Origin of the sequence: Thioclava sp. F36-7 (assembly GCF_002020075.1) — a bacterium.
Classification (GTDB): domain Bacteria; phylum Pseudomonadota; class Alphaproteobacteria; order Rhodobacterales; family Rhodobacteraceae; genus Thioclava; species Thioclava sediminum.
On the sequence record NZ_MPZR01000007.1, the window covers coordinates 134,992 to 154,547 of the forward strand.

General features: G+C 65.0%; 18 protein-coding genes. 2 read left to right on the forward strand and 16 right to left on the reverse strand.

What is annotated here, in order from left to right:
* Positions 1-34 precede the first annotated feature (34 nt).
* The 13 genes from BMI89_RS14255 to BMI89_RS14315 form a co-directional block, all read right to left on the reverse strand.
* Positions 35-1,702, reverse strand: coding sequence for a formate--tetrahydrofolate ligase (locus tag BMI89_RS14255; RefSeq protein ID WP_078571452.1), 1,668 nt, complete (start codon positions 1,700-1,702; stop codon positions 35-37).
* Between the two features lie 81 nt (positions 1,703-1,783).
* Complete coding sequence (locus BMI89_RS14260) at positions 1,784-2,374, reverse strand: sulfurase (RefSeq protein ID WP_078571453.1); 591 nt, start codon at positions 2,372-2,374, stop codon at positions 1,784-1,786.
* Positions 2,374-3,183 carry a methyltransferase domain-containing protein gene (locus BMI89_RS14265; RefSeq protein WP_078571454.1) on the reverse strand — a complete coding sequence of 270 codons (810 nt, stop codon included), beginning with the start codon at positions 3,181-3,183 and terminating at the stop codon, positions 2,374-2,376. The genes BMI89_RS14260 and BMI89_RS14265 overlap by 1 nt, the downstream gene beginning before the upstream one ends.
* An 18-nt stretch (positions 3,184-3,201) precedes the next feature.
* The gene (gene ftsH / locus BMI89_RS14270; RefSeq protein ID WP_078571456.1) at positions 3,202-5,115 is read right to left on the reverse strand and encodes an ATP-dependent zinc metalloprotease FtsH; all 1,914 of its coding nucleotides are present in this window, start codon (positions 5,113-5,115) and stop codon (positions 3,202-3,204) included.
* A gap of 82 nt (positions 5,116-5,197) precedes the next feature.
* Positions 5,198-6,421: a tRNA lysidine(34) synthetase TilS gene (gene tilS / locus BMI89_RS14275; RefSeq protein ID WP_246832038.1), complete on the reverse strand. Its 1,224-nt coding sequence runs from the start codon at positions 6,419-6,421 to the stop codon at positions 5,198-5,200.
* Between the two features lie 10 nt (positions 6,422-6,431).
* Positions 6,432-7,265: a tol-pal system protein YbgF gene (ybgF, locus tag BMI89_RS14280; protein ID WP_338113641.1), complete on the reverse strand. Its 834-nt coding sequence runs from the start codon at positions 7,263-7,265 to the stop codon at positions 6,432-6,434.
* Between the two features lie 5 nt (positions 7,266-7,270).
* Positions 7,271-7,804 (reverse strand): peptidoglycan-associated lipoprotein Pal, encoded by a 534-nt coding sequence (pal, locus tag BMI89_RS14285; RefSeq protein ID WP_078545208.1) that lies wholly within the window; start codon positions 7,802-7,804, stop codon positions 7,271-7,273.
* Positions 7,805-7,875: 71 nt separating this feature from the next.
* Positions 7,876-9,198, reverse strand: coding sequence for a Tol-Pal system beta propeller repeat protein TolB (gene tolB, locus BMI89_RS14290; RefSeq protein ID WP_078521923.1), 1,323 nt, complete (start codon positions 9,196-9,198; stop codon positions 7,876-7,878).
* A 102-nt stretch (positions 9,199-9,300) separates the two neighbouring features.
* The gene (locus BMI89_RS20900; protein ID WP_168176816.1) at positions 9,301-10,545 is read right to left on the reverse strand and encodes a cell envelope biogenesis protein TolA; all 1,245 of its coding nucleotides are present in this window, start codon (positions 10,543-10,545) and stop codon (positions 9,301-9,303) included.
* 19 nt (positions 10,546-10,564) lie between these two features.
* The gene (tolR, locus tag BMI89_RS14300) at positions 10,565-11,044 is read right to left on the reverse strand and encodes a protein TolR (RefSeq protein ID WP_078540251.1); all 480 of its coding nucleotides are present in this window, start codon (positions 11,042-11,044) and stop codon (positions 10,565-10,567) included.
* A 2-nt stretch (positions 11,045-11,046) separates the two neighbouring features.
* Positions 11,047-11,742, reverse strand: a complete 696-nt coding sequence (gene tolQ, locus BMI89_RS14305; protein WP_078521931.1) for a protein TolQ — start codon at positions 11,740-11,742, stop codon at positions 11,047-11,049.
* Positions 11,743-11,857: 115 nt separating this feature from the next.
* Entirely contained in the window at positions 11,858-12,259 is a 402-nt protein-coding gene (gene ybgC, locus BMI89_RS14310; RefSeq protein ID WP_078521933.1) for a tol-pal system-associated acyl-CoA thioesterase, read from the reverse strand.
* The gene (locus BMI89_RS14315) at positions 12,249-12,944 is read right to left on the reverse strand and encodes a hypothetical protein (RefSeq protein WP_244176581.1); all 696 of its coding nucleotides are present in this window, start codon (positions 12,942-12,944) and stop codon (positions 12,249-12,251) included. The genes ybgC and BMI89_RS14315 overlap by 11 nt, the downstream gene beginning before the upstream one ends.
* 413 nt (positions 12,945-13,357) lie before the next feature.
* On the opposite strand from BMI89_RS14315, the gene ileS reads away from it, so the two are divergent.
* Positions 13,358-16,342, forward strand: a complete 2,985-nt coding sequence (gene ileS / locus BMI89_RS14320; protein ID WP_078571457.1) for an isoleucine--tRNA ligase — start codon at positions 13,358-13,360, stop codon at positions 16,340-16,342.
* 62 nt (positions 16,343-16,404) lie between these two features.
* Here the strand turns inward: ileS and BMI89_RS14325 are convergent, their stop codons facing one another.
* From BMI89_RS14325 to motA, 3 genes are all read right to left on the reverse strand, one after another.
* Positions 16,405-16,797 (reverse strand): DUF805 domain-containing protein, encoded by a 393-nt coding sequence (locus tag BMI89_RS14325; RefSeq protein ID WP_078540254.1) that lies wholly within the window; start codon positions 16,795-16,797, stop codon positions 16,405-16,407.
* Positions 16,798-16,876: 79 nt separating this feature from the next.
* Positions 16,877-17,308, reverse strand: coding sequence for a flagellar FliJ family protein (locus BMI89_RS14330; RefSeq protein WP_078571459.1), 432 nt, complete (start codon positions 17,306-17,308; stop codon positions 16,877-16,879).
* A gap of 7 nt (positions 17,309-17,315) precedes the next feature.
* Positions 17,316-18,185: a flagellar motor stator protein MotA gene (motA, locus tag BMI89_RS14335; RefSeq protein WP_078571460.1), complete on the reverse strand. Its 870-nt coding sequence runs from the start codon at positions 18,183-18,185 to the stop codon at positions 17,316-17,318.
* 232 nt (positions 18,186-18,417) lie between these two features.
* On the opposite strand from motA, the gene BMI89_RS14340 reads away from it, so the two are divergent.
* Positions 18,418-19,554, forward strand: coding sequence for a hypothetical protein (locus BMI89_RS14340; protein ID WP_078571462.1), 1,137 nt, complete (start codon positions 18,418-18,420; stop codon positions 19,552-19,554).
* The last annotated feature ends 2 nt before the right edge of the window (positions 19,555-19,556 follow it).

Here is a 19,556-nt window from a genome sequence, read left to right on the forward strand (position 1 = left end):
CGCAGCTTGGCCCAACAAGCTCAAGACCGCGCGCCTAGAACAAACCCGTGATGCGGCCTTCGGCATCGAGGCCGATCGTCTCCGCAGCCGGGTGCCGGGGAAGGCCCGGCATGGTCATGATTTCACCGCAGATCACCACGACGAAGCCCGCCCCCGCCGAGAGCCGCACTTCGCGGATCGGCAGCGTGTGGCCCGAGGGCGCCCCGCGCAGCGTCGGGTCCGCGCTGAAGGAATACTGCGTCTTGGCCACGCAGATCGGCAGGTTGCCATAGCCCGCGGCCTCCCAGTCGCGAAGCTGGTTGAGGATCTTCTGATCGGCATAGACGTCGCTCGCGTGGTAGATGCGCGTGGCGATGGTTTCGATTTTCTCAAACAGCGGCATGTCATCGGGATAGAGCGGCGCGAATTGCGACGGGCTCTCGGTCAGCGCGACGATCTTCTCCGCCAGCGCCTCGGTCCCCGCGCCGCCTTCGGCCCAATGGGTGCACAGAACCGCCTCCACGCCCTGCGCTTCGGCGGCGGCGCGCACTGCTGCGATCTCGTCTTCGGTATCGGCGGTGAAGCGGTTGATCGCGACCACGACCGGCACACCGAATTTCTTCATATTCGCGATGTGACGCGCGAGATTGGCGCACCCCGCCTCGACGGCGGCCACGTTCTCCGCGCCGAGATCCGCTTTCGCGACACCGCCATTCATCTTCAGCGCCCGCACCGTCGCCACGACCACCGCAGCATTCGGGCTCAGCCCGGCCTTGCGGCATTTGATGTCGAAGAACTTCTCCGCCCCCAGATCGGCCCCGAAGCCCGCTTCGGTCACGACGTAATCGGCCAGCTTCAGCGCGCTTTGCGTCGCGATCACCGAGTTGCAGCCATGCGCGATATTGGCGAAGGGCCCGCCATGCACGAAGGCGGGCGTGCCCTCCAGCGTCTGCACGAGATTGGGCTGCAGCGCGTCTTTCAGCAGCACCACCATCGCACCATCCGCGCCGATCTCGGCGCAGGTCACGGGCGAGCGGTCGCGCCGATAGCCTACGACGATCCGACCCAGCCGCTCCTGCAGATCCGTCAGATCGCGGCTGAGGCAGAGGCAGGCCATGACCTCCGAGGCCACGGTAATGTCGAAGCCGGTCTGGCGCGGAAAGCCGTTCGAGACGCCGCCAAGGCTGACGACGATGTCGCGCAGCGCCCGGTCGTTCATGTCGAGCACGCGCCGCCACGTGATCCGGCGCGCGTCGATCTCGAGCGCGTTGCCCCAGTGGATGTGGTTGTCGATCATCGCCGAGAGCAGGTTATGCGCCGCGCCGACCGCGTGGAAATCGCCGGTGAAATGGAGGTTCATCGACTCCATCGGCACGACCTGCGCGTAGCCGCCCCCGGCGGCCCCGCCCTTCATCCCGAAATTGGGGCCGAGCGAAGCTTCGCGCAGGCAGATCGCGGCGCGCTTGCCGATCCGGGAGAGCCCGTCGCCGAGGCCAACTGTCGTGGTGGTCTTGCCCTCGCCCGCAGGGGTCGGCGAGATCGCGGTGACGAGGATCAGCTTGCCGGTCTCGCGCTCGTCCAGACCCGCGATGAACTCCGCCTCCAGCTTCGCCTTGTCGCGGCCATAGGGGATCAGCGCGTCTTCGGGAATATCCAGCTTCGCCGCGATTTCCGGCATCGGGCGCAGCGTCGCGGCACGGGCAATCTCTAAGTCACTCGTCATCGGGTCCTCCTGCTGAGGGAGGGTAGCCATTTGACGGCGCAGCGAAAGGGAAAGAAGCGACCGTTGCGGGATTAAATCGCCTCAGCGGACCTCGTCCATCAGCTCCCAGGCGCGCTGATCGGGGACATGCAGCCGCAGGGTTTCGCCCACGACCAGACGACCGGGACGCTCCACCCACGCGGTGACGCCGCGCCGACCTTGGGCGGCCGGTTTGTAGCGTTTGCCCTTCTCGGGATAGTGCTCTTCGATCACCCGGCCCGGCAGGACGCAGGGACGGTTCTCCATATCCACCACGAAGGTCAGCCCGGTCTCGTTCTGCAGCCGCGCCGAGGGCGGGATATGAGTCAGATCCGGCAGGCCGCGCAGCACGATCGTCGCGCCGACCCAGGAGGGATCGATCTCCGGAACGCCCATCGCAAAAGCGGTCTCGGCCAGTTCCTCCGCCGACAGGATCGTCAGCTGGCGGACATTGGCGATCTCGGTGCCCTTGGGATGCTGATCGGTCACCCGCGAGCAGGAAGAACGCGTGCGCCCGCCATGCAGCTCTCCCACGGGACCGTCGAAGGTGAAGTCGATCTCTTCGACCGGGGTCGAGGTCAGTTGTCCCTCGGTGGTCACCAGCCCGAGCCAGACGACCTCCCCTTGATATTGCGTGGGTTTCAGCGCGGCCATCAGCCCCTCTTTGACAAGACGACAAACAGACGACGGAACGGGAAAAAGACGCTGCCGTCGTCCCGCAGAGGATAAACCGTCTCGAGCGCGGTTTCATAGCGTTCGATGAGAACCTGCGCTTCAGTGTCGCCTAGGAGTCGCAGGAAAGGACGCATCGCCGTGCTTTCCGTGAAGCGGCGGACCGGATGCGCGCCCGGCGTCGGCTGCAACTCCTGCAGATATTCGGTGTGCCAGATATCGACCTCGCCCAAGGGGCTCAGCATTTTCGCGTAATCCACCGCCGGGGCCACGGGCGGCACCCAGCCCGCGAAGTTGAACCGGTCGGGGAACATCTCCTGCGACAGGTCGCGCAGGATACGATGCGAAGGCGCGCCATGCTGCGCGGGCATCTGCACCGCCAATACCCCGCCCTCGCGCAGCTCTCCGGCCAGACGCGGAAACAGCGCGGCGTGATCGGGCAGCCAGTGCAGCGCCGCGTTGGAGAAGATCATCGCCGGCGGCTTGTTGGGCGTCCATTCGGAAATGTCGACCAGATCGCAGCGATGATAAGCGCCGGTCGCCGCGGCGCGCTTCAGCATCGCCTCGGAATTGTCGACGCCCACGATCTTGCGCTTGGGGTAGTGGTGGTTCAGCGCCTCGGCCACCGCGCCGTTGCCGCAGCCCAGATCGATGATCTTGCCGCGCTCGGGCAGTTGCGGCACCCGGGCCAGAAGGTCGAGTGCCGGGCGCAGCCTCAGATTGCGGAACCGCGCATAAGCGTCTGGGTCCCAATCGGCTGCGCCCGGCACTGAAGCGTCACGCGTGACCATTCTCGCGAACCTTCGCGGTCAGGCCGAAGGCTCGGGGGTGGTTTCCGCCCCGCCGTCGCCCTGATCCTTCTTCTTGGACGTTTTGGGCAGCGCGGTCACCGACGGCAGGCTCCCCGAGGAGCTGTCGTCGTCGTCACCGCCCAGCGGCTCTCCGGAGAGGACCTTCTTGATCTCGTCGCCGGTGAGGGTTTCGTATTCCAGAAGGCCTTGCGCCAAACGTTCCCAATCCTCGATCCGCTCGGTCAGGATGCGGCGCGCCTCCTGGTAGCCGTCTTCGATCAGGCCGCGCACCTCTTCCTCGATCAGCTCTTTCGTCTTGGTCGAGACCGAGAAGCCGGCGGTGTTGCCCTGATAGCCCTCATGCGCCTCGGCATAGTCGATATTGCCGACCTTCTCGGACATGCCCCAGCGCATCACCATGGCGCGGGCGATCGCCGACGCCTGCTGAATGTCACCCGCGGGGCCGTTCGAGACATGCTCTTCGCCCCATTTCAGGATCTCGGCCGCCTTGCCCGCCATGGTCATGGTGATCTTCTGCTTGGCCTCGTCCTTGTGGTAGTTGAGCTTGTCCATCTCGGGCAGCGAGACGACCATACCCAAGGCCTGACCGCGCGGAATGATCGTGGCCTTGTAGACCGGATCGCATTTCGGCAGCGACAGGCCGACGATGGCGTGACCGGCCTCGTGATAGGCGGTCATTTCCTTCTGCTCGGGGGTGAGGACCATCGAGCGGCGCTCGACACCCAGCATCACCTTGTCCTTCGCGTTCTCGAAATCTTCCATCGAGACGAAACGACGCCCGACGCGGGCTGCCATCAGCGCAGCCTCGTTCACGAGGTTCATCAGGTCGGCGCCCGAGAAGCCCGGCGTGCCGCGCGCGATGGTGCGCAGGTCGACATCCGGCCCCACCGGAACCTTGCGCGAGTGAACCGTCAGGATCTTCTCGCGGCCCTTGATGTCGGGGTTCGGGACGTGGATCTGACGGTCGAAGCGGCCCGGACGCAGCAGCGCGGGGTCGAGCACGTCTTTGCGGTTCGTCGCCGCGATGATGATAATGCCTTCATTGGCCTCGAAGCCGTCCATCTCGACCAGAAGCTGGTTGAGGGTCTGTTCGCGCTCGTCATTGCCGCCGCCGATGCCGACACCGCGGGCACGGCCCACCGCGTCGATCTCGTCGATGAAGACGATACAGGGCGCGTTCTTCTTGGCCTGCTCGAACATATCACGGACGCGGGATGCACCGACACCCACGAACATCTCGACGAAGTCGGAGCCCGAAATGGTGAAGAAGGGCACGCCCGCCTCACCCGCAATGGCGCGAGCCAGAAGCGTCTTACCGGTACCCGGAGGGCCAACCAGCAGCGCGCCTTTCGGGATCTTGCCGCCGAGGCGCGAGAATTTCTGCGGGTTGCGCAGGAATTCCACGATCTCTTCGAGTTCTTCCTTGGCCTCGTCGATACCCGCCACGTCGTCGAACGTCACGCGGCCATGTTTCTCGGTCAGGAGCTTCGCCTTGGACTTGCCGAAGCCCATCGCGCCGCCTTTGCCGCCGCCCTGCATCCGGTTCATGAAGAAGATCCAGATGCCGATCAGCACGAGGAAGGGAAGCCAGACACCCAGCAGCGACATGAAGCCCGACTGCTGTTGTTTGACGACGCTCACCGCGATGCCCTTGTCGATCAGCTTCTCTGCGATCTGATCTTCCATCGGCTTGATGGTGGTGAAGCTTGTGCCGTCGGCGAGCTGGTAGCGCACCTCTTCGCCATCGAGTCGGGCGTTCTTCACCTCGCCTTTATCGACGGCGTCCATGAACTCCGAGTAGGTCGCTTGGGACGAGTTCATCGAAGATTGCCCATCACCGAAAAGGTTGAACAGGGCTAAAATCAGCAGGAACAGCACCGCCCAAAAGGCCAGATTGCGCGCATTACCCAAGGAATATCCTCCAATCGTATCGGGCGGCTGACCTGCGGTCGCCGCCTCTTCCTCAGTGAAAATAGGCATTACGCGCCGGGGTTCAACGTCGAATTAGCCAAGTGGCGAATGCGTCGCGGGAAATCCGCGCCCGCCAGCCTGCGCCAAAGCCCGCGATCGGCGCCGCGACAAGCGTCTCGCCGCGCCAAATGGCAGGACTTGCGGCAAGCGAGGCACGCGGAAGGCCGGTGTCGCGCCAGTCGGGGCATTGGCGCAATCCCGCCTCCCCCAGCGCCGCGACTTCCGCGACGTCGGCTGCGGGTCCGGTGACCTCCCAACGGTCCCAAAGCGCAGCGCCAGTTTCGACAGCCACGTGCAGATCGGCCACGGCCTGCGCCTCGCGGGTAATGCGGATCGCGTCTTTGCCGGAGGTGATGCGGCAACCATGCAGGGTGCGGTCGCCGGGCTTCGCGATCTCCGACAGCAGGCTCTGCACCTTGGCGGCGCGCGGCGCATACTCCGCCCCGGAGACCCAGCGCAGCGCCGCCACGATCAGGCGACGTTGCAATTCCGGGTCCATCGCGGCGAAGCCCGCCGCATCGATCAGCAGATCGCCCGACGGCTCGGAAACGTGACGTGCGACCTCCGCCATCAGCAACCGGTGCAGCGCCGCATTCGCAGCCGAGAGGTTCGCCGTGACCCCGGAAATCGTCTGCGCATCGACGCCCAAAGGCGCGAGCACCCCGAGCGCCTGACGCGCCTTGACCCGGTCGAAGCGGTCATTTGCGTTAGAAGGGTCGTCGATCCAAGTGATGCCTTCCGCGCGCAGATGGTCTCGCAACGACTCGCGTGTCTGGCCAAGAAACGGACGATGCCATGTCACGCCTTCGGCCTCGAACCGCGGGCGCATGCCCGACAGCCCCTCCAGCCCTGCCTCGCGGGCGAGCCGCATCAGGAAGGTTTCGGCCTGATCATTGGCGGTATGCCCCAGCGCGACATGGGCAATCCCGTTTTCGCGCGCCCAAGCGCCGATCAGCCGCAACCGCGCCCGGCGCGCGGCATCCATCAGGTTGCCCTCGGCGGTGGCTCCGTCCCAGCGCAGGACGGTATGCGCAATGCCGCGATCCGCGCAGAACCGCCCGACAAAGGCAGCTTCCTCGGCGGCCTCGGGGCGCAGCCCGTGATCCACCGTCACCGCGGCGACCTCGAAATGCGCAGCCAGCAGCACCAGCACCGCCATCGAATCCGAGCCCCCGGAAACGGCAACCCCGACGCGCCGGGGCGCATCGGGGTCAAAACCGTGTCTTGCGATGTCGTCCAGCGTCACCGGAGCGCGCTCACTGGCATCCCAGCGATTGCTGCGCGCTCTGCGCCTCGCCCGCCGCCGACGAACCCGGGAAGCGTGCGCTCACCTGACCCAGCGTGGTGCAGGCCTCGCTCTGCTGACCGAGCTGGCCCAGAGCCTTGCCGAGCGACAGCAGGTTGTCCGCTGCCCGCGACCCTTTCGGATCGGCGGAGAACCCGTCGAGCCATGCGCGTGCAGCGCCCGCCTCGTCGCCCTGCTTTTGCAGCGCGAGACCGCGATAATACATCGCGTCGCTGGTCAACGGAGAGCCGGGATAGGTCTGCCGGAAGGTCGCGAGAAGATCGGCTGCGGAGGCATAATCGCCATCCTCGAAGGCTTTCTTGCCCGCCTCGAAATCCGATTTCTCGTTAATCGCAAGATCGGGACCGGGCGTCGAATCCGGTGCGGGGCCGGTGACCGAGGGCGCGTTGGTCGGCGCGTCGCCTCCCAGCGGCTTGGCCATGCCCAGCTTCGAAATGTCGCAGTTCTCTTCCATCTCGCAGACCCGGAAATTCAGATCGCCGATCCGCTTCGTGCCATCGGCGACGACGCGGTTGATCTTGTTTTCCAGCTCTTCGACGCGGTCGGTCATATGCGACAGCGACAGCTCCATCGAATCCATCCGCTGCAGAGCGGAATCGCCGCCCGCTTTCTGCAGACCGGCCTGGCCCGAGGCTTGCAGCTCCTGACGCAGACTGCCGATTTCGGTCTGAAGCTGCCCCAACTCGGTCTTGATGTCAGCCAGCGTCTGGGCGCGGTTCGCGTCCTGAGCCAGCGCGGGCGCGGCTGCCAGAACAGCCGCGCCGAGAAGCAAAGCTCTCAGCATCGCGATCAGCTCCCGACCGCCGATTGCGAGATCACCGTCACCGCGCGACGGTTCTTCTGGTAGCACTCTTCAGTGGAGCAGATCGCCAACGGGCGTTCCTTACCGTAGGACACCGTGCGCAGACGGTTGCCGGCCACGCCTTGGCTGATCAGGTATTCCTGCACGGCCGAGGCACGGCGTGCGCCGAGCGCGAGGTTGTATTCGCGGGTGCCCTGCTCGTCGGCATGGCCTTCGATGATTGCAGTGTAGCTCGGGTGGCTCACCAGCCAGCTTGCCTGCTGGGTCAGGATTCCGCGTGCCGTGTCGGTCAGCGTCGACTGGTCAACCATGAAGTGCACCATGTCGCCGATGGTCTGGCTGAAATAGGCCGGCGAGTTCGGATCGTTGATCCCGCCTTGGCTGACGCCGTCCATGCCAGCGCCGCCCGGGCCGAGCGCGCCTCCGGGGCCGGTCGCACCGGAGCCGTATTGATCGGGGTTCGAACAGGCCGCGAGGCCCAGCATCGAGATGGCCAGAACGGCCTTCACTGCAAAATTCATGGTTTCCGCCTTTGTTGATCTGCCCTTTTCGGGCGAGCCTACCAGTTTCTCTAACGCTTGTTAATCCGCTCTCATGGCAGAAGCGGCGACCAGGCCGGATCGGACGCGGCGCCCGGCGTGGAGACTTTCTTCAGGTTGCGCCCGGAGATATCGACCGAATAGAGCGAGGCCGACCCTTGGGCGCCGGGGCTCTCCCGGGTGAACATGATCACGCGGCCATTGGGCGACCAGGTCGGGCCCTCGTCGAGGAAGGACGAGGTAAGCAGACGCTCTTCCGAGCCGTCAGTGCGCATCACGCCGATATGGAAACGGCCCTGGTTCTGCTTGGTGAAGGCGATCATGTCGCCGCGCGGCGACCACACGGGGGTCGAATAGCGCCCGTCGCCGAAGCTGATCCGCGTCGCGTCACCGCCGCTCGCGGGCATGATGTAGAGCTGCTGCGTGCCCGAGCGGTCGGATTCGAACACGATCCGCGAGCCATCGGGCGAGAAGCTGGGCGAGGTTTCGATCGCAGGCGAGGTCGTCAGGCGCTGGGTCTGGCCCGAGCTGATATTCATCATCCAGAGATCGGTATTGCCGTTCTGCTCCATCGAATAGACGATCTTCGTGCCATCGGGCGAGAAGCGCGGCGCGAAGGTCATCGTGCCGGGCACTTCCGGCAGAAGCCGCGCTGAGGCGGTGGCCACGTCGAGCATCTTGATGCGCGGGAAGCCGGTCTCGAAGGTGGTGAACAGCACTTTCGTCCCGTCACGCGAGAAGCGCGGCGCGAGCACAATGGTCGAAGCATCGGTGAGATAGGTCACGTTCGCGCCGTCGTAATCCATCACGGCGAGCCGCTTCTGGCGGTTGTCCTTCGGCCCGCTTTCCGAGACGAAGACCACGCGGCTGTCGAAATAGGGGCCCTCGCCCGTGATGCGCGAATAGATCACGTCCGAGACCTTATGCGCCAGACGCCGCCAGCTTGCCGGCGAGGCTGCAAGCTGCTGCCCGTCGCCCATCTGCTGACCGGAGAACACGTCGAAGAGGCGGAACTTCACGACCACCTTGCCGCCCTGCATCCCGACAGAGCCCACGACCAGCGCCTGCGCGTTGATCGCCTGCCAGTCGGAATATTTCACCGGCGTATCGAAGCTCGACACGTTCTGGATATAGGCGGATTTCGGGATTTCGCGGAACAGGCCCGTTCCCGTCAGGTCGCTCGAGATCACCTGCGTGATCTGGCTCGCCATATCGGCGGCCTCGGAACTTTCGGGGATGAAGCCCGCGATCGCGAACGGCATCGGCTCGATCACACCATCGGTGATCTCGATATGCAGCGGTTCGGAATCCTGCGCGGTTGCGGCGATGGGTGCCAGCATCACAGCCGCCAGCAAACTGAGAACGAAACGCATCATGTCACACACTCCCTTTCCGGGTCTTGCCCGGTTTGTAACGCGCTGCGGCACGATCGTGCATCACAACCCCATGACACCGCGCGGAAATTCGCCGATCCATCGTCATTTCATCCTCATTTTTTCGGGATTGAAGTCGATGGTGATCGTTTTCCAGCGGTCGTATTTCTCCGGCGGCAGCGGGAAGCCGTCCGAGCCGCACAGAACGATGGCGCGACGCCCGGCCTCGAAGGCCTGATCGACCGCGTTGCCGGTGCCGCCCGTCGCCCCGACCAGCTTGATCGAGGAGATGATCGGGTGGCCGTCGGGCTGCATGTCGACCGAGAGCGTCACCGTGGTGCGCAGCGCATCCGAGCTGAGCGCGCCGGTGTTCCAGCACTGCTTGATGTCGACGATCAGCGCGTCTTTCTCGCCCGCGGTGATCGGCGGACCGGTCGGCGCAGAGCCGGTGCCGCCCGTGCCCTCGCCGCCCAAGGCTGCCGCCAGTGCATCGTTGACCGAGGCGCTGTCGACCTTCTTCGGCTCGCTCGGCGCGGGCTTGGTCTCTGCCGGTTTCGGCTCGGCGGACTTCTTCTCTGCAGGCTTCTTCTCGGCAGGCGCGGCGGCCGTCTGCGTCTCTTTCGGCGCAGACGGTTTCGGCTTGGCGCTCGGACGCGGCGAGGCCAGCGGCGCGGAGCTTTCCGGCTTGTCCTCGGTCTTGTTCGCCTCGGTCACGATCTCGGTCGAAGCTTCCGGCGGCGCGGTCGCCTCCTTCGGCTTCTCGACCGGCTGATCGGGCGTGTCGGCGGGTTTGGGGGCCTCTTGCGGCTGCGCCTGCGGGTCGACCTTCGCTTCGGGCGGCGGCTCGGGCGCAGGGGTCGGCGCAACGCGCGGCGCCTGTTTCGGCTTCGGCACGGGCGAGATATCGGGCGTGACCGTCGGCGAGGGCTCCTCGACCGGCGGTACGATTTCGGGCGGCGTGTCGCTGACCTCTGCGGGCGGCGTCGGCTCTTGCAAGGCCGAGACGTCGGGCTGCGCATCAGGGGCCGGATCGGGCTGCTGCATCGCCTGCGGCTCGGGTTCGGGCTTGGCCTGAGGCTCGGGCGCGGGCGTCTCGGGCGGCGGTGTCGTCTCGGAAGGTGTATCGGGCGCCGTGGGCGCGACCGGATCCGGCGTCGGCTGCGGCGCATCCTTCGGCGCCGAGGCCATCATCGTGTTGAAGTCCTGCTCGGACATCACCGCGACCTGGCTGATTACCACCGGTTCGTTCGGCTTCGGGAAGAACCACTGCCCCCCGGCAATGACCCAGAAGAGCACGCCCACATGCAGCGCGCCCGACAGGCCGTAACCGATCTTGTCCGCACGGTTCATGCGATGCTGCCCCCTGGGCTCAGTTCCCCGCAGGCGCCGTCAATTGCGGCCCTCCGGTATCGGTGACGAGCGTGATGTTCGAGAACCCCGCGCCGTTGAGCGCGCCCATCACCTGCACCACCTGAGAATAGGAAATCTTGCCATCCGCGCGCAGGAACACCTTGTTGCTGTTACGCTCGGCCGAGATCGCCTTGAGACGATCGATCAGCTGATCTTGCGGCACTTCCGAGTTCATCAGCGAGACCTTCCCGTCCGCCTGAAGCGAGATCGTCAGCGGCGTTTCCTGCTCGGTCGGCACGGCCTTGGCCGCCGTCTTCGGCAGCTCCAGCGGCACGCCCACCGTCATCATCGGCGCGGCAACCATGAAGATCACCAGCAGCACCAGCATCACGTCGACCATCGGCGTGACGTTGATCTCGCTCATCGCGGCGTGGCGGCCGCGTCCGCTCCTGCGGCGCCGCGATCCGCCCGATCCGCGTTTTGCAACACCCGCGCCCATGATCAGCTATCCAACTGGCGCGACAGGATGGTCGAGAATTCGTCCGCGAAGGCCTCGTAGTTGCCCGCGATGCGATCGGCATCGGACGACAGCTTGTTATAGAAGATCACCGCCGGGATTGCCGCGAGCAGGCCCAGCGCGGTCGCGACGAGCGCTTCCGAGATGCCGGGCGCCACGACGGCGAGCGAGGTATTCTGCGAGATCGCGATTTCCTCGAAGGCGACCTTGATCCCCCAGACCGTGCCGAACAGCCCCACGAAGGGCGAGATCGAGCCCACGGTCGCCAGGAAATTTAGCCCGTAATTGAGGTTCTCGGTGGCTTTCTGAATCGCGACATCCATCGAGCGTTCGATCCGCGCCTGCGCACCGGTGATCAGTGCGCCGTCCTGACGGTGCGACCGACGCCATTCCAGCATGCCGGCGGCGAAGATCTTCTGGCTCGCACCCTCGGGCGCGGGGCCGATCTGGTCGAACAGCTCATCGAGCGGCTCACCCGACCAGAAGGCCCGGTCGAAGGCTTCCGCCTCGGAGCGCGCCGCGCGATAGGCGATGAATTTGCGGATGATGATCGCCCAGGACCAGAAGCTGGCCACCACGAGAATGATCATCACGAGTTTGACGGTCAGCGATGCGCGCAGAAAGAGCGCAAGCAGGGAGAAGTCGATCTCCTGCGCCATCGCAAGCGAAGATTGGTCCATAGGTACTGCTCGCCGGTTGGGGCCACGTTATCGGGCCTCTGATTACCAGCGATTCTATATCAGCAGTAAGGGGAACGCCATAACAACAATGTAACCGGCGAAACCCCGCCGCTTTTCAATGCAGTTTCGGGGCCAGTTTCCGGCGAATATCGGCGGGAAGCCGCTGAGCCGCGCCCGCCTCATTGAGACAGACGATGGTGACCTGCGCGGTGAACAGCACCTCGCCGTCGCGCTGCACGGTCTGCTCCATCACGAAACGCGCGCCCGTCTCGGCCACCAGATCGGTCGTGACGACCAGCTCGTCGTCGAATTTCGCGGGCCGCAGGTAATCGGCCTCGACCCGTCGTACCGCGAAGACCACGCCGTGATCGGCCTTCAGCGCGACCTGATCCACGCCCAGCGCGCGGACGAATTCGGACCGCCCGCGCTCGATGAACTTCAGGTAATTGGCGTAATAGACGATCCCCGCGAGATCAGTGTCCTCGTAATAGACCCGGATCGGAAACTCATGCGCCATTCTCGTTCTCCTGATCGTCCGGCTCCGCCTCGCCCACTTCGCGCGACAATTCCCGCACCGCCTCTGCGGCCTCGCCCTGACGCAGACCTGCGCGGGCGGCAAGGCGCAGCGCGTGGCTCGGATCTTTGGCAACCGCCGGCATCGTCGGATCGTAGCCCGCCGCAATGATCGCCGCGATCTCGGGGCGCAGCACGGTCACCCCGCGCGCAACCGCCAGCGGCGAGCGTTTCACGAAAGCCTTGTCGGACCACAGCAGGATCATCTGCACCGCCTGGCTCAGCGCGATCACCTCGGCGGGCACCTCGTCGAGCCCCGCATCCATCCGCACGAAGGCGAAACAGGCCCGGATGGCGCCGTCCTTGTCGAAGCGGAAGACGCGATACTGGTTTGCGCCCTGATCGTCGAGCCGGATCACCAGATCCTGCAGCCCGTCGATCAGGTGATCGAGATTGGGCACCTCGAGCAATTCCTGCCAGTCGCGGAAGAAGAAGATCATCAGGTTCGCGCCAAGCTCGGGATCGGTCTCGGCCATCTTGTGCCCGGCCAGCGCGACCACCGCCTCGACCGCACCTTTCACGGTCGCCAACGTCGCAGCCTCGACCCCGAAGACCACCGGCACGACGGGACGCCCCCAGCGCGCGAAAAGATACTCGTCGGAAGAGCGCCGGAAGAGCTGCTCCACCATTTCGCCCGTGATCTCTGCCTGTTCCGACATGCTGCCTCCCTCGCTTCGCCCTGACCCTAAGAGATCGCGACGGAGGGGGAAAGGGGCCAACCCCATCCGCCGCGCATCCCCGGCTCTTACCTCCAGCCGCATTTCGGCTTGGCACAAATATCCCGGGGAGCGCCCGACAGGGCGTGGGGGCAGCGCCCCCCTCTTCTTCGGCATCTGCGCCCCCACGGTCACGGGCGGCAGCGCTCCCTGATCTGCGCTTGCCGCCCTGCGGTCGCACGCCTATAAGGGCGGCATGTTCTTGCTGGCTGCATATCCGCGAATTACCTGCCCGGCGCTCTGACGCGTCAGGGTAGCCGGGATATTGCGCCAAGCCCCGAGGCGTGCGCGCGCACGCCCTTCCCTTTCCCAAGGACGACAATTCCATGAGTTCCGACCAGACCACCGAGACGACCGCCCCCGATTATCGCGGCACCGTCTTTCTGCCGAAAACCGATTTCCCGATGCGCGCGGGCCTGCCCATGCGCGAGCCCGACTGGCTGGCGCGTTGGGAGAAGATCGGCGTCTATGACCGCCTGCGCGAGAAGGCCGCGAAGGACAACCGCCCGAGCTTCGTGCTCCATGACGGCCCTCCCTATGCGAATGGCCATCTGCATATCGGTCACGCGCTCAACAAGATCCTGAAGGATTTCATCACCCGCTCGCAGCAGATGATGGGCCGCGATGCGCGCTACGTGCCTGGCTGGGACTGCCACGGCCTGCCGATCGAGTGGAAAATCGAAGAGCAGTACCGCGCCAAGGGCCTCGACAAGGATGCTGTCGACGTGGTGGATTTCCGCCGCGAATGCCGCGCCTTTGCCGAGAACTGGGTCGACATCCAGCGCGAGGAATTCAAGCGTCTGGGCGTCTATGGCAACTGGGCCGATCCGTATCTGACGATGAACTACCATGCCGAGGCGGTGATCGCCGAGGAGTTCATGAAGTTCCTGATGAACGGCACGCTCTATCAGGGCTCCAAGCCCGTGATGTGGTCGCCGGTCGAGAAGACCGCGCTGGCCGAGGCCGAGGTCGAGTATCACGACCACACCAGCCACACGATCTGGGTGCGCTTCAAGGTCCGCCGGGGCGGCAACGCGGCAATGCCGACCGAGGATGCGGTCGAGTATGACGCGGCCGATCAGGCGCTGCTGGCCGATCAGCTGCACGAGGCCAGCGTCGTGATCTGGACCACGACGCCGTGGACGATCCCGCAAAACCGCGCCGTCTCCTTCCATCCGACGATCGGCTACGGCCTCTACCGGGTCGATACGCTGGGCGAGAAATCGACCGCCGAGGAAGGCGAATTGCTGCTGATGGCCGATGCGCTGGCGCAATCGGTGATGGATCAGGCGAAGGTCGAGAGCTTCACCCGCGTGCGCGACGTTTCGGCGGCGGAGCTGGAAGGGCTGACCCTGTCGCACCCCTATGCCGGCGTCGACGGCGCGAATGGCGAATGGGATTTCGACGTGCCGGTCCTGCCGGGCGATCACGTGACCGACGAGGCGGGCACGGGCTTCGTGCACACCGCGCCGAGCCACGGCGATGACGACTATCAGATGGGCCTCAAGTTCGGCCTGCCGATGACCTACAACGTCGAGCCCGACGGCAGCTACCGCAAGGATCTGCCGCTGTTCGGCGGCGAGGCGATCGTCGCGGCGGACGGCAAGGACGGCCCCGCGAACGTGTCGAACATCAAGCAGCTCGCTTGGGCCGGTGCGCTTCTCGCCAAGGGCAAGATCAAGCACTCCTACCCGCATAGCTGGCGCTCGAAAGCGCCGCTGATCTATCGCAACACGCCGCAATGGTTCGCCGCGATCGACCACACGCTCGACGATGGCATGGGCACCTATGGCGACACGATCCGCAAGCGCGCGCTGACCTCGATCGAAGAGCTGGTGACCTTCACGCCCGAGAAGGGCAAGAACCGCCTGCATTCGATGATCGAGAACCGTCCCGACTGGGTGCTGAGCCGTCAGCGCGCCTGGGGCGTGCCGCTGACCTGCTTCGTCAAGAAGGGCACCAAGCCCACCGACGCGGACTTCCTGCTGCGCAATGCCGAAGCCAATGCGCGCGTCATCGCCGCCTTCGAAACCGAGGGCGCGGATGCGTGGTATGAGGACGGGTTCAAAGCGAAGGTTCTCGATGGTCTGGTGAACCCCGACGATTACGAGCAGGTCTTCGACGTACTCGACGTGTGGTTCGACTCCGGGTCCACCCATGCCTTCGTACTGCGCGACCGCGCGGACGGGGCCGAGGACGGCATCGCCGATGTCTACCTTGAGGGCACCGATCAGCACCGCGGCTGGTTCCACTCCTCGCTGCTGCAGGCCTGCACCACGAAGGGCCGCGCGCCCTATCGCAACGTGGTGACGCACGGGTTCACGCTCGACGAGAAGGGCATGAAGATGTCCAAATCGCTGGGCAACACCGTGGCCCCGCAGGAGGTGATCGAGCAATACGGCGCCGATATCCTGCGGCTCTGGGTGGCGCAGTCGGACTTCACCGTCGATCTGCGCATCGGCAAGGAAATCCTGAAAGGCACCGCCGACAGCTACCGCCGTCTGCGCAACACGCTGCGCTTCATGCTGGGCAATCTCGACGGGTTCTCCGACGCCGAGCGCGTCGATCCGGCGGAGATGCCGGAGCTGGAGCGCTGGGTGCTGCATCGCCTGGCGCAGCTCGATGTGGATGTCCGCAAGGGCTATGACGCGTTCGACTTCCAGGGCGTGTTCCAGCAGCTGTTCAACTTCTGCACCGTGGACCTGTCGGCCTTCTATTTCGACATCCGCAAGGACGCGCTCTATTGCGACCCGGAAGACGGCCTGCGTCGCCGTTCGGCGCGCACGGTGCTCGATCTGCTGTTCCACCGCCTGACGACCTGGCTCGCGCCGATCCTCGTCTTCACGATGGAAGACGTGTGGCTGTCGCGCTTCCCGGGCGACGATGCCTCGGTCCACCTGCAGGACATCCCCGAGACGCCCGCGGACTGGGCCGACGCGAGCCTTGCCGCGAAATGGGACGGCATCCGCCGCGCCCGCCGCGTGGTGACGGCGGCGCTGGAAGTGCAGCGCTCGGCCAAGGTGATCGGGGCATCGCTCGAGGCGGCACCTGTCGTGCATGTCGAGGATGCGGACGTTCTGGAGGCGCTGAAATCGGTGCCCTTCGAGGATCTCTGCATCACCTCGGATATCGCGCTGACCGCCGATCCGGCCCCGCAGGAAGCGTACCGCCTGCCCGAAGTCTCGGGCATCTCGGTGGTCTTCGAGAAGGCGGATGGCGAGAAATGCGAACGCTGCTGGAAGATCCTGCCCGATGTCGGCACGCATAAGCATCCCGGCACCTGCAAACGGTGCGATGCGGCGCTGGACTGAGCAGATCGCTTCCTACGACAGAATGAAGGGCACCCCGCGCGGGTGCCCTTTTTCATGTCAGCTCAGGACGGCATCTGATGCGGCGGCAGAGCCGGAGGCCCGAACCGGTTGCCGCCCGTGGAGCCACGCTGGACGGTAAAGAAGAGCAGAACCAGCGTCCCGATCACCGGGATCAGCGCGATCAGAGCCCACCAGCCGGTCCGGTCGATATCGTGCAGCCGCCGCACCAGCACCGCGAGCGAGGGCAGGAACACGACGAGCGAGAAGATCGCGCCAAGAAGCGACGCATCGTCCCGCATCATCATCGGACCGAAAAGGATACGGTCCAAGATGCCGAAGACGATGTTGCCGAGAAAGATGAACAGAACGAACCACCAGAATTCGGGCCGGGCCGCGCGGCCGGTGAAGGTCACGTAGTTCGAGAAACATTTGCGGATTGCGTCGCTGAACTCCATCGGAGCGTCTCCCTCTGTTTATGTGCCGTAGGGAAAGCTTAGCCGCAGGGTCGCTCTCGACGCCAGCCTCAATGCAGATTCAGACGGCGTCCCTGTCGCGCAGCCAGCGTTGCAGCGTGCGCTCTTCGGCCTGTGCCTGCTCGCGCTTTGCCAGCTCCGCTGCCCGTTCGGCGCGGGCACGGTCGAGAAGCGTGTCGTAGGTCTTCGCCTCTCGAAACAGCTCTCGCATCCGGTCTTCGAGCGGCACGCGGCGCTCGTTCAGCGCGCCGATTTCCTGATCGAGCCAGGAGACCGTCTCGCGCACCGCCTCGCGAAACCCGGCCGCATAGGGCGCGGTCTCGGGCGAGGTGGCGTGAAGCTCGGCGCGGGCGCGCTCTGTCAGCGTATCGCGTTCGCCTTCCAGCCGCGCCACCTGCGCATTCAGTTTCGACAGCTCGCCAGCCTGCTCTTCGAGCTCGCGCCGCCGCAGCCGCCCGATCACCTCCAGAGCCGCGATCCGGTTGCGCGCCATCGCCTGTTTACGCCGCCTGTGGCAGTTCTTTCTGCGCCTGTTCGACGGCGTAGAAATCGGGCTGATAGACGGTGGGGATGCTGCCGCGACCGATCTCGATGCAGATATTCGGCGGGTGGTCGCTCACCAGCGCCACGAAGATATCGCGGATCACTGCATAGAATGCGGAATCCTCTTCCTCGATCTGGCGCAGACGCCCGGACATCGGCTGCACGAAGCAATAGGCAAGGAACACGCCGAGGAACGTGCCGACAAGCGCGCCGCCGATCATGCCGCCCAGAATTTCCGGCGGCTGGTCGATCGCGCCCATCGTTTTGATCACGCCCAGAACGGCCGCGATGATGCCGATGGCGGGCAATGCGTCAGAGACGGTCTGCAGCGCCGAGGCCGGTGCCATGACCTCGCGGTGATGCTTCTTGAGCTTGCGGTTGATGACGTCCTCGGTCTGGTACTTGTCGTCGAAGTTCATCGCCAGCATCCGGAAACTGTCGGTGATCAGCTGGATCGCGAAATGGTCCTTCAGGATGCGCGGATAGCGGCCGAAGATCTCGCTCTCTTCCGGGGCCTCGATATGCGAGTCGAGCGCGATGATCCCCTTGTTGCGATACAGCCGCGACAGTTCGAACAGCAGGTTGAGCAGATCGGTGTAATCCGCGGTCTTCCACTGGCTGCCCTTCATCACTTTCACAAGCCCGCGCCCCGAGCGGCGGATCATGCTGAACGAGTTCGCGATCAGGAAAGAGCCCAAGGCCGCGCCGCCGATCATCATCCCCTCGAAGGGCAGAGCGTGAATGAGAACGTCCATGCTGCCGCCGGAGAGGAGAAAGCCACCGAACACGAGGCCCACGACGGCCAACAGGCCAAGGATGATCGTCATTATTCTTTGTCCGTGTGTTTCGCGCCCTGCGGTCTTTCACCGACAGCCGCCGTTTCCTGAAATTCTTGGCTAAATCTCCGGTGACGCTCCCGTTAAGTCAAGTATAAATGCCGGAATCGCGAGCAATATTAAGCACAAATCTAAGATTTCGGAGAATTAACAAGGAAACTTGACCGATTATTCATGAATAGATAGGTTCAATCCAACACGGATCTTGCATTCAGGGCATTTCATGAGCGCCAGCGCGGAAGCCATAGCCTTTCTGCTCGAAGAGCAGGACCTGCGCCATCTGTTCCAGCAATGGCCGCAGCAGATGTGTCTGGCCGTCGGCCTCGACCCGGAAGGCGGCTGCGCGATGCTGGTCTTTCACGCAAGCGAGGCCGAGCGCGTCCTGCCCCGACTCGCGCGCTCGATGAACTGGCGCGCGGATGAGTTCAGCGTCATTCCGAAGGTCGAAGGCTACCGGACCCGGCGGATGCTGTTTTCCGACGAGCAAAAGATCCTCTCGCTCGTGCATGAGACCGACGATCTGCCCGAGATCGCGCGCGATTACGCGATCAATTTCGCCTATGCCGCCGATGAAGGTCTCGATCCGGAAGCGCTGACCGATGCGAAATCGGCCTCGGTCTCGCCCGCGATGCGCGAGGTGGAGCGGCTTCTGTCAGAGCTGAACCCGGAGCAATCCACGACCACGCCGCCCGCAAGCAAGATCGCCGCGCCCCCGCCACGTGCCAGCGCGGAGGCCGCGCGCGCCACCGGCGAGGATGGCGGCCCGCCCGGCTTCCGGCGGTTGAGCGATACGCACCGGGCCGAGGCGCTGATGGCGACGTGCGAACTGAGCCTCGGCGGCGACACCGTGCGCATTTCCATCGAAGACGCCGGTGCCGATGCGCAAAGTTTCGGGGTGCGGGACGTCTATTTCCGTGACGATCTGCACAGCTTCGCCATTCCGGTCGCCGAACTGGCGCGACAGGGCGCGACCGCCCTGCCCGGTCAGATTCACGCCCCCGCAGACCATTTTCCCGCCTCGCTTCTTGCGACGCTGCGGCGGACCCCGCTTTCGGCGCGACTGACCGCGCTCGACCACTTCATCTTCATCGCGCCCGAAGCCGCGAAACCGCAGGCTGCCCCCCTCGCCGCCCCGCCGCGCGAGGCGACAGGCAAGCTCCCGGTGAAGCGCGCGGGCGCGAAGCCGCAGATGCGTACGATGCTGGGTGGTGCGGCGCTGATCTTCTTCTCCGCGCTGGCGCTGCAACTTGGTCTGACGCCCGCGCTCAGCCATGGCGAGGCGCGGAAGGTCTCGCTCGATACGATCCGCGAATCCGTCTTCCAGTCGCTTGCGGACGACCAAACAGGCGAGGAGCGCTGAGC

Coding starts and splice junctions, on each gene's coding strand:
- pal (WP_078545208.1), bottom strand. CDS start 7,804: ATGAATTTTGCAGTGAAGGCCGTTCTGGCCATCTCGATGCTGGGCCTC.
- BMI89_RS14340 (WP_078571462.1), top strand. CDS start 18,418: ATGAGCGCCAGCGCGGAAGCCATAGCCTTTCTGCTCGAAGAGCAGGAC.
- motA (WP_078571460.1), bottom strand. CDS start 18,185: ATGACGATCATCCTTGGCCTGTTGGCCGTCGTGGGCCTCGTGTTCGGT.
- tolB (WP_078521923.1), bottom strand. CDS start 9,198: ATGATGCGTTTCGTTCTCAGTTTGCTGGCGGCTGTGATGCTGGCACCC.
- BMI89_RS14260 (WP_078571453.1), bottom strand. CDS start 2,374: ATGGCCGCGCTGAAACCCACGCAATATCAAGGGGAGGTCGTCTGGCTC.
- BMI89_RS14265 (WP_078571454.1), bottom strand. CDS start 3,183: ATGGTCACGCGTGACGCTTCAGTGCCGGGCGCAGCCGATTGGGACCCA.
- BMI89_RS14315 (WP_244176581.1), bottom strand. CDS start 12,944: ATGGTGGAGCAGCTCTTCCGGCGCTCTTCCGACGAGTATCTTTTCGCG.
- ileS (WP_078571457.1), top strand. CDS start 13,358: ATGAGTTCCGACCAGACCACCGAGACGACCGCCCCCGATTATCGCGGC.
- tolQ (WP_078521931.1), bottom strand. CDS start 11,742: ATGGACCAATCTTCGCTTGCGATGGCGCAGGAGATCGACTTCTCCCTG.
- ybgF (WP_338113641.1), bottom strand. CDS start 7,265: ATGCTGAGAGCTTTGCTTCTCGGCGCGGCTGTTCTGGCAGCCGCGCCC.
- BMI89_RS14255 (WP_078571452.1), bottom strand. CDS start 1,702: ATGACGAGTGACTTAGAGATTGCCCGTGCCGCGACGCTGCGCCCGATG.
- BMI89_RS14325 (WP_078540254.1), bottom strand. CDS start 16,797: ATGGAGTTCAGCGACGCAATCCGCAAATGTTTCTCGAACTACGTGACC.
- tolR (WP_078540251.1), bottom strand. CDS start 11,044: ATGGGCGCGGGTGTTGCAAAACGCGGATCGGGCGGATCGCGGCGCCGC.
- BMI89_RS20900 (WP_168176816.1), bottom strand. CDS start 10,545: ATGAACCGTGCGGACAAGATCGGTTACGGCCTGTCGGGCGCGCTGCAT.
- ybgC (WP_078521933.1), bottom strand. CDS start 12,259: ATGGCGCATGAGTTTCCGATCCGGGTCTATTACGAGGACACTGATCTC.
- BMI89_RS14330 (WP_078571459.1), bottom strand. CDS start 17,308: ATGGCGCGCAACCGGATCGCGGCTCTGGAGGTGATCGGGCGGCTGCGG.